The organism is Gordonia otitidis (genome assembly GCF_020735545.1).
Taxonomy (GTDB): domain Bacteria; phylum Actinomycetota; class Actinomycetes; order Mycobacteriales; family Mycobacteriaceae; genus Gordonia; species Gordonia otitidis.
The window spans coordinates 3,515,750-3,530,986 of the sequence record NZ_CP085974.1 but is presented as its reverse complement, the minus strand read 5'-3'; the positions used below and the strand labels follow the sequence as shown (position 1 = coordinate 3,530,986).

Sequence of the window (15,237 nt, the reverse complement as noted above, 5' to 3'; positions counted from 1 at the left end):
GCACGACACCGTATGGGCCGAATCGCCACACAGACAACGCGGCGTGGCTACCGTGGTGGGGTGACATCCGGCCACGCCTCGACGGGAGACGGCGACGATCGTCCCGCGGGCGCCACGTCGGAAGCGGGCACACTGCGCGAACTGTTGTCGGCATCGGCCGGCGGTGATCGGGCAGCATTCGGTCGGCTCTACGACCTGACCAGCGCGCGGATATACGGACTGGCATTGCGCGTGATCCGCGACGTCCACTACGCGGAAGAGGTCGTGCAGGAGTCCTACCTCCAGTACTGGCAGAAGGCAGGCGAGTATCAGCCGTCGCGCGGTTCGGTGATCACGTGGATGATGACGATCGCTCATCGCCGGGCCGTCGACCGGGTGCGCACCGAGGAACTGCAACAGCGCAAGGCCGCAGAGTACGGCGCGGGCAACGTGAGCACCCCGCACCCGATTCCGCTCGAGGTGGTCGTCGACCGCGAGGAGACCCGCGAGCTGCGTACGTGCCTCGACCGACTGACAGAACTCCAGCGCGCCAGCATCGAGATGTCGTACTTCAACGGCATGACCTATCCCGAGGTCGCGGCAATCACCTCCACGCCGCTGCCGACGATCAAGTCGCGCATCCGCGACGGTCTCCGTCGTCTCAAGAAGTGTTTGCACGGTGATGGCGATGGCTGACACCGAGTGGCTCGACGACCACATCGAGTTGTACGCGATCGACGCGCTCCCGCCCGCCGAGAACGAACGTGTGCGCCGGGAACTCGACGATCTCAGCCCCGTCGAGCTACGGATCTACCGCGCCCGCATCACCGACGTCCGGTCTGCGGTCACCGACCTGGCGAGCGGATTCGCGCTGGCCGCACCGACAGAGCTGCGCGAGACGGTTCTCGATCGGGTGTTCACCGCCGACAGCGCCCCCGACCACGCAGCCGAGATCGGCACCGACCGGGACCCCGACAGCGACTCCGGCCCCGGTGACGACTCCGGCCCCGGCGCCGACGGGACGTCGACCGTCGTCGCGCTCGACCACGCCAGAAGCCGCCGCCGACGCGTCTCACTCGCAGTCGGAGCCGCAGCGGTCACGGTGGCGGTCGCGCTCGGCGCGGGTGTACTGATCGGACGGTCCACAGCGCCGGAGTCGACGCCGTCGACGACGACCGCCCAGCAGGTGTCCGACATCCTCGCCGCTCCCGACGCACGGTCGACGGTCTCGCCGCTGGCCGACGACCGGGGGACAGTGACCGTCGTGAGCTCGAAGTCGGCCAACCGCGCAGTTGCGCTGCTGCGTGACCAGCGCAATCGTCTCGCGCCAGACCAGACATTCCAACTCTGGCTGATCGGCAAGTCCGACAAACCGGTGTCGGCAGGTCTCGCGGACGGCGCGGGAGCGGGAGCGCCGGTGGTCATCGACGCGCTCGACGCTTCGCGGGTTCTGGCGGTGACCATCGAGCCACAAGGCGGATCCCCGCAGCCGACGAGCGCTATTCTGACCCAGGTTCCGTTGTAACGTCGGCGCACGGGTGGCGCGTCATACGGTACTCAGAGACGTCGGGTTCGCCGTTGACTGCGACCCCGCACCGCCGATACCGATCGCAGGAGAATGATGCGTCGACAGCACTTGATCTGGCTGATCCTGGGACTCACGCTCGCCGCGTTCCTGGGAACGACGACGCCGGCGCAGGCAGCGCCGACGTCGAGCATCGTGAGCTCAACCGATGACTCCCCCCAGCAGGTCACCCTCATGGTGCACAGTGCGTCGATGGACCGCACCATCCCGATCACGGTGTTGACCCCGAAGAATCGCACGCGACCGGCACCCGCTCTCTATCTGCTCAACGGCGCAGGCGGCGGGGAGGATTCGGCCACCTGGAACGCCCGCACCGATTACAAGAAGTTCTTCGCCGACAAGAACGTCTACGTCGTGACCCCGATCGGCGGCGCCTTCTCGTACTACACCGACTGGCAACGCGACGACCCTGTCCTCGGCCGCAACAAGTGGCAGACCTTCCTCACAAGAGAACTGCCACCGTTGATCGACAAGCGTTTCCCGACCACCGGAAAAGTGGCGGTCGCAGGGATCTCGATGGCCGGCACCACGGTGTTCAATCTCGCCCTCGCTGCGCCGGGGATGTATCGCTCGATCGCCGCATTCAGCGGCTGCGCACGTACGAGCGACCCCGTCGGCCAGCAGTACATCCGCTTCGTCGTCGAGAACCGCGGCGGCGGCAACATGACCAATATGTGGGGCCCGCTCAACGGCCCGGGTTGGCGCGCAAACGACCCCTACCTCAATGCGGCGACGCTTCGCGGCACCAAGGTCTACATGACCGCGGGCACAGGGCTTCCCGGTAAGCACGAACAACTCTCGGACCCTGGAATCGACGGTGACCAATTCGCCCTGGGCAACCAGGTGCTGCTCGGCGGCGCGATCGAATTCGGCATCGACCAGTGCACACGCCAGATGGCGTCCCGTCTCGCCCAACTCGGCATTCCTGCACAGGTCAATCTACGTCCCGTCGGCACCCACTCGTGGGGCTACTGGCAGGACGACCTACACCAGACCTGGCCGTCGATCGCTCGCGATATCGGGGCGTGAAATGCAGATGGTGACAGGCTCGGCGCCCACGACGTCGGGGGCGCCGATACGTCACCAGAGGTCGAGACTGGTGTAACCGTCCTGGAGCGCGCGGGCGAGCAGGTGGGTCTTGGTCGGTGCCGGCCGGCCGGCCGCCGTGTACTTGGTGCGGATTCGCGCGAGATGGGTGCTCACCGTCGACGCCGAGATGAACAGTTCGGCGGCGGCGTCCTCTTTCGACTCGGCACGCAGCCAGGTCAACAGCACCTCCACCTCGCGACGCGACAGCACGGGCCTGCGCGACGCATCCGCCTCGTGGCCGTGGCGGTAATCGTCCATCCTGGCGATCTGAGTGGGGACGACGGCACGCGACACCCCGCCCCGATCAGACGAGATGGTGTGCGCAGGCACAGGTGCTACTCCCCCACGGGGCACACTGGCCTCAGGAACTTCGGTCACGAGTACGTCCTTCTACATAATGTCTTCACGACACCGATCCCCGACACTCAGCAAATGATAAGGATCGACTCTGACATATCGGTAGTCCCTTAAATGGGGTCTTTGTTGCATGTGCAACCACCGCCCCTGAGACGGTCCTCGATGCCGCGTTCCCGCCCCCGCTCATCAGGCGATATGCAAAACTGGAACACGTTCTCATCGGCTCGAGATGCTGAAGGTTCCGGTTCTGCGAAAGGCGGCCCATGCCCTCCCCATCGACCCACTCCGTTCTCGGCACGACGGTGACGATGCCCGTCGAGATCAGGGACGCGCGGTGCGTCGCAGCGGGCTTCACCGCCGACGCCGATGCGATGGCGAGCATCATCAACGCGTCCGGCGCCGACGGACTGCGTCCGCTTCGGCTACGTCCGGGCCGTGGTGTCGTGATGCTGGTCTTCGTCGACTATGTCGACGGAGACCTCGGGCCGTACAACGAATTCGGCGTGTGTCTGCTCGTCGAGGACCCCGCGACGCCCGCATCACCCCTGCGCGCGCTCGGATCGATAGCGCGCGGTGACGCGCACGCCCTCATCCACCGACTGCCCGTCGACGGCGAGTTCACACGCGAAGCGGGGCGCGGGATCTGGGGCTTTCCCAAATTCCTCGCCGACTTCGACGTCGATCACGACGGTTCGCGCAAGCGTGCCAGCGTCGCGGAGGACGGCAGGCTGATCGCGTCACTCGAGACCGCCCCGGGTATTCCGGTGCCCGCGGCGTCGGGCGCCACAGATCTCACGGCGTATTCCTGCCTCGACGGCCAACTCAGGTCGATTCCCTGGCGCCTCGGCTCCCTGCGTGGAGTTCGCGCCCGTGTCGGCGGCGCGGGCCTGATCCTCGGCGGACATCCGATCGCCGACGAATTGCGCGATCTCCGGCTGAGCAGGCACGCACTGATGACGATGTCGGTGGACCACCTGGCCATGACGTTCGGCGACGCCACAGACCTCTGAGCAGGGCGCGGGCCGGTCATCTGCCCGATGGTTCATAGACTGGCGTCATCAGCCCCGACGGTCGGAGACGCACACACCATGAGCAATCTGGAAACGCACCCCACGGAGATCGACTGCCGGACCGACGTCGAGAACGCCGATCCCGATCACGACGGAACGCTCCGTGTCGAGGTCCTGACCGCGCGTGATGTGCCACTGGGCGGCCCGCGGGCGATGACCGTGCACCGCACGCTTCCGCAACGCGAGCGTTCGCTGATCGGCGCCTGGTGTTTCGCCGACCACTACGGGCCGGACGACGTCTCGGTGACCGGCGGAATGGACGTCCCACCCCACCCACACATCGGATTACAAACGGTCAGTTGGCTTTTCACCGGCGAGATCGAGCACCGCGACACCATGGGAAATGTCGCGATGGTACGTCCCGGCGAGCTGAATCTGATGACCTCGGGACATGGAATCGCCCACACCGAGGTGTCGACACCGGACACCACGGTGCTGCACGGTGTGCAGTTGTGGGTCGCGCTGCCCGCGGATGCCGCGAACACCGGGCGCGATTTCGCCCACTACGTACCGCCCACCGTCACCGTCGGTGAGGTGAGCGCGCTGGTCTTCCTCGGCACCCTCCTCGGCGATACCTCCCCGGTCGAGACCTTCACACCGCTGGTGGGCGCCGAACTGCGAATCCCCTCGGGAGCGGAGATCACCATCGACATCGACCCTGCCTTCGAACACGGATTCCTCGTCGATTCCGGCCGGGTCACCATCGTCGACTCGTCGGCGGGCCCACTCGAACGGACGGAGCTGGGGTACCTCGGAACCGGCGCCGAGACAGTCACGCTTGCCAATCGCGGTGACGATCGAGCACGAGTCATCGTGTTGGGCGGCGCGCCGTTCGACGACGACATCATCATGTGGTGGAACTTCGTCGGCCGCACGCACGAGGAGATCGTGGCAGCGCGCGAGGAGTGGATGGCCCACAGTGACCGCTTCGGCCGGGTACAGGGCTACACCGGTGAAATACAGCATCTGCCCGCCCCCACACTGCCCGGGACACGACTACGCGCCCGGGAGAACACTCCCGGGCGCGCATAGTCTTTCGGTTTCCAGCGTCTGTCGATCCCGCTTGTGTCGATCCCCGGCTTCGGCGAATCCGACACACGCCGAGCGGTCAGTCGCCCGCCAGTAGGCGCGCGAAGTTGGCGATTCCCGCTTCTTCGTCCGCGTGCGCGCGCTGCTCCGCGTGATCGGGCTCGGATGTCTGCGGCGTGGCCGCCCGTGCGCCCGATCCGACCGTCAGCAATGCCGCCAATTGTGTTGCGGCGCGGTGGATTCTGTCTGTCAGAGTCGCGGTGTCACCCGATGTACCAGCCCAGTCCTCCGATGCCGCGTAGACCCCGGTCGGTACGACCACGGTGCGCAGATAGCTGAACAACGGGCGCAGCGCGTGGTCGAGGACCATCGAATGACGTGGGCTGCCGCCGGTCGCCGCGATCAGCACCGGCTTGCCTGCCATCGTGTCGACGTCGACGAGGTCGAAGAACGACTTGAACAGTCCTGAGTACGAGGCGTTGAACACCGGAGTGGCGACGATCAATGCGTCGGCGTCCTGCACGGCACGAACGGCGTCTCCGGCTGCCCCGCCGGCAAAACCCGTTGCCAGCGAACGGCCTACGTCGACGGCCAGATCGCGCAGATCGATGACCCGCACGTCGACCGACAGACCATGAGACTGCAGTACGGCGACGGCGTCGTCGGTGAGCCGGTCGACGAGCATCCTCGTCGACGACGGCTCGCTGAGTCCGGCGTTCACCGCAACCAGGGTCACCGAGTTCATGCGTTCACCTGTGCTTCCTGCTCCGCCTTGGCGAGGCTCTGCGCGTCGCGGGCCGCGACGAGCGACTGGTGTGTCGGAGCGTCCGGAACGTCTGCGGGGCGTCCCTCCGCGAATCCCTTGCGGAGTTCGGGGAGCACCTCGCCGAGTTCATCGAGCTGTTCGAGGACGGTCTTCAGCGGCAGGCCGGCGTGGTCGACGAGGAACAGCTGGCGCTGGTAGTCACCGAACGTCTCGCGGAAGGAGAGCGTGCGGTCGACGAACTCCTGCGGACTGCCGACCGTGAGCGGTGTCTCGCGGGTGAAGTCCTCGAGCGACGGCCCGTGCCCGTAGACCGGCGCGTTGTCGAAGTAGGGCCGGAACTCCCTGACCGCATCCTGCGAGTTCTTCCGGATGAAGAACTGACCACCGAGACCGACGATGGCCTGGTGGGCCTTGCCGTGGCCGTAGTGCTCGTAGCGCTCGCGGTAGAAGTCGATCAGCCGCTTGGAATGCTCGGCAGGCCAGAAGATGTGGTTGGCGAAGAAGCCGTCGCCGTAGTAGGCGGCCTGTTCTGCGATCTCCGGGCTCCGGATCGACCCGTGCCACACGAACGGCGCGACGTCGTCGAGCGGGCGCGGCGTGGACGTGAACGACTGCAGCGGGGTCCGGAACTTGCCCTCCCAGTTGACGACGTCCTCGGTCCACAAGCGATGCAGGAGGTGGTAGTTCTCGATGGCCAGCGGGATTCCCTGACGGATGTCCTTGCCGAACCACGGGTACACCGGCCCGGTGTTACCGCGACCGAGCATCAGGTCGACGCGACCGTCGGCGAGGTGCTGCAGCATCGCGAAGTCCTCCGCGATCTTGACCGGGTCGTTGGTGGTGATCAGGGTCGTCGCGGTGGACAGCTGCAGCGTGCTGGTCTGCGCTGCGATGTAGGCCAGCGTCGTGGTCGGCGACGACGAGAAGAAGGGCGGATTGTGATGCTCACCGAGGGCATAGACGTCGAGGCCGATGTCCTCGGCCTTCTTGGCGATCGCCACCGATGCCTTGATGCGCTCGTGCTCTGTCGGCTCGACTCCCGTCGTCGGGTCGGCCGTGATGTCGCTGACGGAAAACAGTCCGAACTGCATTGTCATGCCTCCTGGAATGACGGATACGAAACCTTTCACTGGCCATAACCGGACCCGAGTCCGCTTAATTCCCCGCCGACGGTACCGCAGGAATCCTCCCGAGGCAGGCCGGACACCGTGGGTTAGTGTGTCCTTACAATCGCGTCGTCAATCAATCGCGGCGTCGACCACTCACGTCGTCAGGAGTAGCAATGAAGCTTCGGAAGTCTCTCGCGGCCGCCATGATCGCGGGCGCCGCCCTTGTCGCGGTCGCGGGCTGTTCGGATTCGGACAGCGCCAGCGACACCGTGGCCAGTGCCACCAGCAAGGTCACCGAGGCGACCAGCCAGGCAGCCGCAGCGATCGCGGGACTGACCAACTCCGACGCCCAGGACATCCTGCGCAAGGCAGTGGACTCGAACACCTCGTCCGACGATCTCGAGAAGGTCGTGGACACCAGCAACCCTGTCACCAAGACCGCGATCCAGGCCTACGCCAAAGGCGCCTCGGCCGCCGGCTACGGACCCGACGTCTACACGGTGACCGAGGTCAAGAAGACCGGCGACGACAAGGCCGACGCGAGCGTCGAGGTGAAGAGCCCGCACTCCTCGAACCCGGCCAACATCACGCTCTCGTACGTGAAGGTCGACGGCGACTGGAAGCTCTCGGGCGACGCCGTCACGCAGCTGAGCTCGATGATGGGCCAGCACGGGGGCTGAGTCCCGCTCGTCGGGCAAGATCCAATCGCCCCAATGCAACGCGACTGCGCCGTCCCACGTACAGCGGGGCGGCGCAGTCGGCATCTGCGTGGAGGGTGGGGGAGCGACTGACCGACGTCAGCGCGGTTCTCGCCGCGGAGGTCACGACACACAGGTCGGTAGACTCGTCGCGAGGAGGGCCGATGCGTACCGAACACCCGACCGCACCGATCGAACCGACGCTCACAGATCGCTACCAGCGGTGGCCGTCGTCGAACGATCTCGACTCGATGTCTCTGCCCTGTCCCCCCGGGGCCGGCACGGAGCCGGACGACACGGCCCGCAGCACACCACGTACCCGAAGCCGTGCCCATCGTGTGCCGGTCACCGGACTGCGCGACACGAGCAGAGATGCTCCGATCCCCGAGGTCGGCGACTACTGGGATGTCGCGCACGGTGATCGCGTCAGGTACGACCCCGTCGCACTCACCCCGTCGCGGGTCGCCCCGATCCGCCTACTGCCGCACAACACTCGTCCCGCACCCCTGGCGACGGCGTCGCTGGTGACCGCGCTGGCGGCATTGCCACTCATCCCGGTGCTCGGGATCGGCGGCGTTGCGGGTGTGCTGTCGATAGCGCTCGGAGCCGCGGGCGTTCGCCAGATCAACCGTCAGCAGGGCCGCTACCACGGGAGCGCGCGGGCGATCACCGGCATCGTGTTCGGGACGATTGCGACCCTCATCGGCATGCCGATTTTGTTACTCGTGTTGCTGGTGGCCGGCGTCTGATGCTCGGCAAGCGGTGCGAGGGGCTCTTACCGTCCACCGCAGGCGATCAGCCGGCGACGCGTAGATGTCCGCTTGACGGTGGCAGGTGGCGCGCAAGCCACTCGATGATCTGATCGACGATCATTCCCTGCTCGTCGGGGCTTTCGAGTGCTGCGATGGCGGGGATGGTGTGCATGATCGCTGCGTACAGCGCGGACTCGCGCGACATTCCGTGCTTCTCGACGACGGGAGCGTAGGACGCGATCGCGTCGTCGAGTCCTCCGTAGGTGACCACATCGTCTGCAATGCGCACGGCGGGCAGCCACGGCGTCACTCTGGCCCGCGACTGGATGTCACTCAGCAAATCGTCCATCAACCGCTCCCCCACGGAACACTGTCTTGGCATTTCGATCACCGTCTCCCTGCCGAGCGGCAGCTCAACGATTTGTCAAGCATCCCTCGCTCATAACGAATTGAAAACCAGGCAGGTCATTATGTGACTCAGATTACAGTAGTCTGACCAGCCGACGTATGAACAGGTTAACTTCAGTGACGGGTGTTATCGGGCGGGGTTATTGATGCTGGAGTGAAAGTGAGACTGCGGCGTTACCTTGACAGACTGGGTAAGGTCGCCGCCCGCAGCGCACGCAGACCGTTGATCACTGTCCTGCGCTGTCGTCGCCTCCGGAGTTCTGGGCAGCGGCCTTGTCGGCCTCCATCGCCTCGATCAAACTCTTGGGTCGCAGGTCGGTCCAGTTCTGTTCGACGTACTCCAGGCACGCAGCGCGAGAGTCTTCGCCGAACACCTTGGTCCAGCCTGCAGGAATGTCGGCGAATGTCGGCCAGAGCGAGTGCTGGTTCTCGTCGTTGACCAGCACGAAGAAGCGACCGTTCTCGTCGTCGAAGGGGTTGGTCATGGGTTGCCCTTTCTAGCATTCAGTGGTTGTGCGCTCGCGGTCGGAGCACCGTGATCTGATCTCGCACCAGTAAGTGAGTACAGCCTATCCACGCCACGGGTGGGCGCGGTCGCGGGCTGATACCCGGGCCACGTGTCCCTCACGTCCGGGTAGCCCTGGCCGCATCGAGCGCCGCTTCGAGTGCCGGTCCGATGACCGCCAACGAAGACTCGTCCGCGAGGCCGAGATGGTGGGAATCGACGTCGACGTTGCGTACGCTTCCCGTGACGTATGGACGCCATGCGGCGGCTACCGTCGACGGATCGTCCTTGTCCGCCGTGGCGGTGAAGACGAGCACATCGCCGGTGAACGTCTGGGGCCGGAATCCCGCCACCACGGATTCGGATGCCGCGAAACTCTCCATGATCCGATCGACCTGCGCATCGTCGAGCAGGTTCATGCCCGACAGCTGACTCCGCACAATCGCGGCGACCTCGTCGGGTGAGCTTGCCTGCACGTCCTCGCCGAGATCGAAGAGGTCTCGCCATCCACCGAGAGCGTCAGCCACGACGGAGCCCGCCGCACCGGACTGCTCCTCATCCGAACCGTACGCAGACGAATCCACTCGGCAAGTCGGTGGGTCGGGATTCGCGGGCGGAGAGGCGTCCATGATCCCGAGGAATTCGACGGTCTCGCCGTCGGATTGCAGAGCCGTGGCCACCGCGTCGGCAAGAACACCTCCGACCGACCACCCCAGCAGGTGGTACGGGCCGTGCGGGCGTATCCGCCGGATCTCCTCGACGTATCCGGCAGCTATCTGGTGGGCGTCATCGCCCGCATGCTCACCGGACACCACATAGGGGTCCTGGATGCCGTAGATCGGTCGGTCGGTCAGGTACGGCGCCAGTCCACCGTAGAACCAGGCAAGACCACCGGCTGGATGGATACAGAACAGTGGGGGCCGAGCGCCCTGTTCACGCAATGGCAGCATCACCCCGCCGGCCGACCGAGCACCTGATTCCAGCGCCGCGGCAAGCCCTCTCACCGTCGGGTTGTGGAAGAACACCGCCAGGTCGAAGTCCACGTCGAACTCGTCCCGAACGCGTGCGACCACCCGCGTCGCCGACAACGAGTTTCCGCCGAGATCGAAGAAGCCCGCCGTCGCCGACACCTGCGAGGTGTCGAGGACGTCGGCGAAGATCGCCGCCACCGTTCGCTCGGTGTCGGTCTCCGGTTCCTCGTAGTCGCCGGTCGATGCGGCGGGCCGGGGCAGTGCTGCACGATCGAGCTTTCCGACGGGCGTCAAGGGGAAAGAATCGAGAACCGTGACGGTCGACGGGATCATGAAGGTCGGAAGTCGTCGGGCGGCGAAACTCTTCAGTGCCGCGATATCGACAGCACCGCGCCTGTCGGTCGGGCTCGACGCCTCACCTTCGGCGTCGACCGTCACATAGGCTGCCAGATCTGTCACCACCGCGCCGCCAACTCCGACCACCACTGCGGACCGGATGCCGGGGTACTCGGCGAGCACCGTTTCGATCTCGCCGAGTTCGAGGCGCAACCCGCGTAGTTTGACCTGGTCGTCGCTTCTGCCGAGATATTCGATGACGCGATGATCACCATCATGTCGCCACCTCACGACGTCGCCCGTGCGGTACAGTCGAGTCCCGTCCTCGCTCAACGGATTCGGCACGAAACGCGCAGCGGTCAGCCCGGACCGCCCCAGATAACCCCGGGAGAGGGCGTGACCGCCCACATACAATTCACCAGGCACCCCGTCAGCAACCGGACGTAGCCGCTGATCGAGAACCACCAGGTCCACCCCGGCCAGCGGGCCGCCGAGCATGACCGAACGACCTGCGTGCATCGGCTCACCGATGATGACCCCGATGGTCGTCTCGGTCGGACCGTAGAGATTCTGCATTCGCCGCACGGGCGCCCATCTGTCGACGAGCGCCTGCCCCACCGCCTCACCACCGACGTAGACCGTGCGGAGCGCGGGTAGAGCATCGGGGTCGAGCGTGGTCAGCACCGAGGGGGTCAGAAAGGTGTGTGTGACGCCGCGACCGGCCATGAACCGCTGCAGCGACTCACCGCCGACGGCATCCTCCGGGCGGTAGTACAGGGTGCCGCCGGACATCGTCGCCAACAGATACTCGAGCACCGAAGCGTCGAAGCTCGGTGACGCGAAACCCAAGACGCGCAGAGGAGCGTCGGTGTCGGATCGGCGGATCTCCTCGACACCGAAGTTGGCCAGTCCGGAGTGGCTGACCGTGACGCCCTTGGGACGGCCGGTCGACCCCGACGTGTAGATCACATATGCGGCGTTGTCGCCCCGGACTTGCGCGCTCAGTTGCTCGGGCGCGAGCGGAGAGTCGGAACGATCCTCGATCGCCGCGCCGATCGGGATCGAATCGAGTGTGAACCACTCGTGGACATCCGAATGCGGAAGCGAATCAACCGTCGTCAGACCGAATTTCGCATCTGAATCCTCGATCATCAGCGCGATGCGCTCAGGCGGATACGTCGGATCGACGGGCACGTACGCGGCACCAGTCTTGGCTACCGCCCAGATCGCGGTCAGCAGTGTCACCGAGCGCCTGATCGACAACGCGACCAGGGTCTCCGGGCCGGCGCCCTGATCTATCAGCCACCGCGCCAGGCGATTCGACCTGCGGTCGATCTCGGCGTAGGTGAGCGCGTTGTCGGCGTCGTCGACAACCGCGAGGCTGTCGGGCCACTGCTGTGCAGCCCGACCGAAGATGTCGGCCAACAGCACAGGTTCCGTGCCGTCGCCACCGCTGACAGACCCCACTCCGGAGAGTCCACGGTCGATCACGTCGCTCAACGGAGTCTGCGGTTGCGCCGTCGCCCCCGCAAGGAGGTCGACGAGTTGGGTGCTGACGCGTTCGACCGACTCAGCCTCGAACAGATCTGCGGCGTAGATGATCGAACCGAGCCAGTCTTCTCCTGGGGTTCGGGAGATACCGACGAGCAGATCCACTTTCGCAGCGAGCGACCCGGCGGGCATCGGCGCGATCTCGAGGCCCGCCACGGTGGTCGGATCGATGTGTCCATCCGCGAACTCCGCCGTGGCGGCGCCTTCGAAGGTCAACCAGACCTGGGCCAGCGGTGCGAAGGCTTCGGACCGGACAGGATCGACAGTCTCGACGACCATCTCGAACGGGACGTCGGAGTTCGCATAGCCGTCGATGTCGGTGCGACGCACCTGCTCCACGAGGTCGAGGAAACTGTCGGTGAGATCGATCCGGGTCCGGAGAACGAGGGTATTGACGAACATCCCGATCAGGGGTTCGATCTCGGGTCGATCTCTACCCGCGATCGGTGTGCCGATCGCGATGTCGTCCTCGGCGGTCAGGCGAGCCAACAGCGTGGCCAGGGCAGCGTGGACGATCATGAACGGCGTGACGCGACACTGCTGAGCCAACGCGTCGATCCGGGTGGCGACCTCGCGTGGAATCTCGAAGTCGCATCGGTCTCCGCGGCCGGTGAAGACCGCAGGGCGGGGTGAGTCGGTCGGCAACGAGAGCACCGGCGGCAGGCCGGACAATTGACGTCGCCAGTACGCCAACTGCTTCCCCATCAACGAGTGCGCGTCATCGGGACTACCGAGCGACTCGCGTTGCCAGATGGCGTGATCGACCACCTGGACGTCGAGAGGATGCAGTACGGGCTGCTCTCCGCGGACGCGCGCCGAATACGCCAGCGCGAGTTCGGCGATCAGCGGGCGTAGCGATTCACCGTCGGCGGCGATGTGGTGCAGTACGAGGGCGACGACGTACTCAGCAGCCCCTGTCCGGAGCAACCGCGCGCGTATCGGCCACTGGGCGGCCAGGTCGAATCCCGACTCGACGTCGCGCTCGAGCTCGTCGGTAGACTGCACTTCGGCTACGTCGAGCATGGTCGACAACTCGGTCGCAGGATGCACCCGCTGGGTGGGCACTCCTGCAGGAGCCGGGAATGTGGTGCGCAGCACCTCGTGTCGTTCGAGGACGTCGGACAGCGCGTTCCAGAGGGCGCCGACATCGAGGTTGCCGGTCAGTCGCATCAGCAGCGGAATGTTGTACGCGTTCGACGAGGGATCGAACCGGTTGATGAACCACATTCGCTGCTGCGCATACGACAACGGCGGCGAATCGGGCCTCGGTTCTGCGCGGGTCAACTGCGGCAGTCCGCCGCCACTGTTGGCCATGTCGGCGAGCGCGCGGACCGAACCCGCGGCGAAGACGTCGCGAATCGACAGTCGAATCCCCAGTGATTCATTCGCGCGTGCGGCAATCCTCATGGCGGACAGAGAATTTCCACCCAGATCGAACAGGTTCTCGACAACAGAAACGGGTTCCCCGCCGAGAACGTCTGCAAAGATCTCGGCCAGCACCGCCTCCACGTTGCCGCGGGGCGCAACGTGTTCCCCGACTGCGAGGTGCGGCTGCGGCAGCTCTGCCCGTGCGATCTTGCCCGAGGCATTCAACGGCATCTCGTCGAGCGTGACCCACACCGTGGGACGCATGTACTCCGGTAGCACGCGCGCCACCGCCTCGGCCAGGTCGTCCACGACGACGGAGCTCGGCGCCACGTAACCCACGAGATGCGCCTGCGTGCCGACCATACGGACGTCAGCCGCGGCATGCACCACGCCTGCGCAGGTCATGAGCGCAGCCTCGACCTCGCCGAGCTCCAAGCGCTGACCACGCAACTTGACCTGGAAGTCGTTGCGTCCCAGGTATTCCAATTCACCTGACGCGTTCCATCGCACCCTGTCGCCCGTGCGGTAGAGTCGCGCTCCCGGCGAACCGAATGGGTCGGCGACGAATCGTTGCGCGGTGAGCGCCGACTGTGCGGAGTAGCCTCGCGCGACCTGCACCCCACCGAGATACAGTTCGCCGGGCACTCCTTCGGGCACCCACTGCAGCCACGGGTCGAGTACGTACGTCGTGGTTCCGGGCACCGGCACACCGATCGGGACGACTATTTCATCGGGGTCGACCTGGTGGGCCGTTACGTCGACGGCCGCCTCCGTCGGGCCGTACAGGTTGTGGACAGTGGCTCGAGGAAATTCACGCATCGCCTCGTGCGCCACCGACGACGGGAGCGCCTCACCCGAGGCGAAGAGAAGCCGCACCGAGTCCAGTCGTCCGCGTGTCGGGCCGACCGAGTCGACGAACGCCGCCAGCATCGACGGCACGAAATGGACTGTTGTGATCCGTTCTGACTCGATGAGGGAGACCAGATGATCGGCATCACCGTGCCGATCCGGGTCGGCGATGACGAGCGTGGCGCCCACCATGAACGGAAGAAACAATTCCCACACCGAGACGTCGAATGTCACCGGCGTCTTCTGGAGGAAGACGTCGGAATCCTTGATGGCATACCATTCGCGCATCCACTGCAGCCGGTTCGCCACGGCACGGTGGGACACCGATACCCCCTTGGGCCGACCGGTCGACCCCGACGTGAACAAGGTGTACATCGCGTTGTCATGATCGATGTCCACGGACATAGTGCCGGTTGCAGAGGCGGTACGCGGATACGGGGTCGACGCATCGATCCCGACATAGTCGACGGAGCGGAGTTCGTCGACGAATGACGGCTGTTGGTCGGCCCTGCCGATGAGCATGCGGCCCGCTCCGGAGGTCTCGATCATGTACGACGCCCGCTCCGTCGGAGTGGCAGGGTCGATCGGCACGTACTGTCCACCGGCAGCGATGATCGCGTGGATGGCCACGAGCAATTCGATCGAACGCGGGATGGACACCGCCACAGCGGTATCCGCGCCGACACCGAGCTCGGCGAGCTGGTCGGACAACAGCGTGACCCGTGTGGTGAACTCGTCGTAGCTCACCCGTCGGTTACCGAAGACGAGCGCGATGTCTTCTGGCGCACCGTCGATCGTCACATAGTCAGACATGT

The 15,237-nt window shown here is 65.6% G+C and carries 13 protein-coding genes; 7 read left to right on the top strand and 6 right to left on the bottom strand.

Annotated features, from left to right (window positions below; translation table 11 throughout):
* Positions 1–12 precede the first annotated feature (12 nt).
* The 3 genes from LK459_RS16105 to LK459_RS16095 all read left to right on the top strand — a co-directional run bounded on the left by LK459_RS16105 (position 13) and on the right by LK459_RS16095 (position 2,593).
* Positions 13–675: a sigma-70 family RNA polymerase sigma factor gene (locus LK459_RS16105; protein ID WP_227919536.1), complete on the top strand. Its 663-nt coding sequence runs from the start codon at positions 13–15 to the stop codon at positions 673–675.
* Positions 668–1,504 (top strand): anti-sigma factor, encoded by an 837-nt coding sequence (locus LK459_RS16100; RefSeq protein WP_227919534.1) that lies wholly within the window; start codon positions 668–670, stop codon positions 1,502–1,504. Before LK459_RS16105 ends, LK459_RS16100 begins: the two co-directional genes overlap by 8 nt.
* A gap of 96 nt (positions 1,505–1,600) precedes the next feature.
* On the top strand, positions 1,601–2,593 hold the full coding sequence (locus tag LK459_RS16095; RefSeq protein WP_227919532.1) for an alpha/beta hydrolase: 993 nt from the start codon (positions 1,601–1,603) through the stop codon (positions 2,591–2,593).
* A 51-nt stretch (positions 2,594–2,644) separates the two neighbouring features.
* Here the strand turns inward: LK459_RS16095 and LK459_RS16090 are convergent, their stop codons facing one another.
* Positions 2,645–2,968 carry a LuxR C-terminal-related transcriptional regulator gene (locus LK459_RS16090; RefSeq protein WP_407648802.1) on the bottom strand — a complete coding sequence of 108 codons (324 nt, stop codon included), beginning with the start codon at positions 2,966–2,968 and terminating at the stop codon, positions 2,645–2,647.
* 305 nt (positions 2,969–3,273) lie between these two features.
* Between LK459_RS16090 and LK459_RS16085 the strand changes: the two genes are divergently transcribed.
* A complete protein-coding gene (locus LK459_RS16085; RefSeq protein WP_227919529.1) occupies positions 3,274–4,020 on the top strand; it encodes an acetoacetate decarboxylase family protein in 747 nt (248 codons plus the stop codon).
* Between the two features lie 78 nt (positions 4,021–4,098).
* Positions 4,099–5,112 (top strand): pirin family protein, encoded by a 1,014-nt coding sequence (locus tag LK459_RS16080; protein WP_227919527.1) that lies wholly within the window; start codon positions 4,099–4,101, stop codon positions 5,110–5,112.
* 76 nt (positions 5,113–5,188) lie between these two features.
* Here LK459_RS16080 and LK459_RS16075 read toward each other — a convergent pair whose 3' ends face one another.
* Together LK459_RS16075 and LK459_RS16070 are read right to left on the bottom strand one after the other, a co-directional pair.
* A complete protein-coding gene (locus LK459_RS16075) occupies positions 5,189–5,854 on the bottom strand; it encodes a CE1759 family FMN reductase (protein ID WP_227919525.1) in 666 nt (221 codons plus the stop codon).
* A complete protein-coding gene (locus LK459_RS16070) occupies positions 5,851–6,966 on the bottom strand; it encodes an LLM class flavin-dependent oxidoreductase (protein WP_227923807.1) in 1,116 nt (371 codons plus the stop codon). The genes LK459_RS16075 and LK459_RS16070 overlap by 4 nt, the downstream gene beginning before the upstream one ends.
* Before the next feature lie 191 nt (positions 6,967–7,157).
* Between LK459_RS16070 and LK459_RS16065 the strand changes: the two genes are divergently transcribed.
* Together LK459_RS16065 and LK459_RS16060 are read left to right on the top strand one after the other, a co-directional pair.
* Positions 7,158–7,664 (top strand): hypothetical protein, encoded by a 507-nt coding sequence (locus LK459_RS16065; protein ID WP_007237918.1) that lies wholly within the window; start codon positions 7,158–7,160, stop codon positions 7,662–7,664.
* 182 nt (positions 7,665–7,846) lie between these two features.
* Positions 7,847–8,431, top strand: a complete 585-nt coding sequence (locus LK459_RS16060; protein ID WP_227919523.1) for a DUF4190 domain-containing protein — start codon at positions 7,847–7,849, stop codon at positions 8,429–8,431.
* Positions 8,432–8,477: 46 nt separating this feature from the next.
* Here the strand turns inward: LK459_RS16060 and LK459_RS16055 are convergent, their stop codons facing one another.
* The 3 genes from LK459_RS16055 to LK459_RS16045 form a co-directional block, all read right to left on the bottom strand.
* The gene (locus LK459_RS16055; RefSeq protein WP_227919521.1) at positions 8,478–8,783 is read right to left on the bottom strand and encodes a hypothetical protein; all 306 of its coding nucleotides are present in this window, start codon (positions 8,781–8,783) and stop codon (positions 8,478–8,480) included.
* A gap of 286 nt (positions 8,784–9,069) precedes the next feature.
* Complete coding sequence (locus LK459_RS16050; protein WP_227919519.1) at positions 9,070–9,327, bottom strand: MbtH family protein; 258 nt, start codon at positions 9,325–9,327, stop codon at positions 9,070–9,072.
* 139 nt (positions 9,328–9,466) lie between these two features.
* Positions 9,467–15,235: an amino acid adenylation domain-containing protein gene (locus LK459_RS16045; protein ID WP_227919517.1), complete on the bottom strand. Its 5,769-nt coding sequence runs from the start codon at positions 15,233–15,235 to the stop codon at positions 9,467–9,469.
* Between the last annotated feature and the right edge of the window lie 2 nt (positions 15,236–15,237).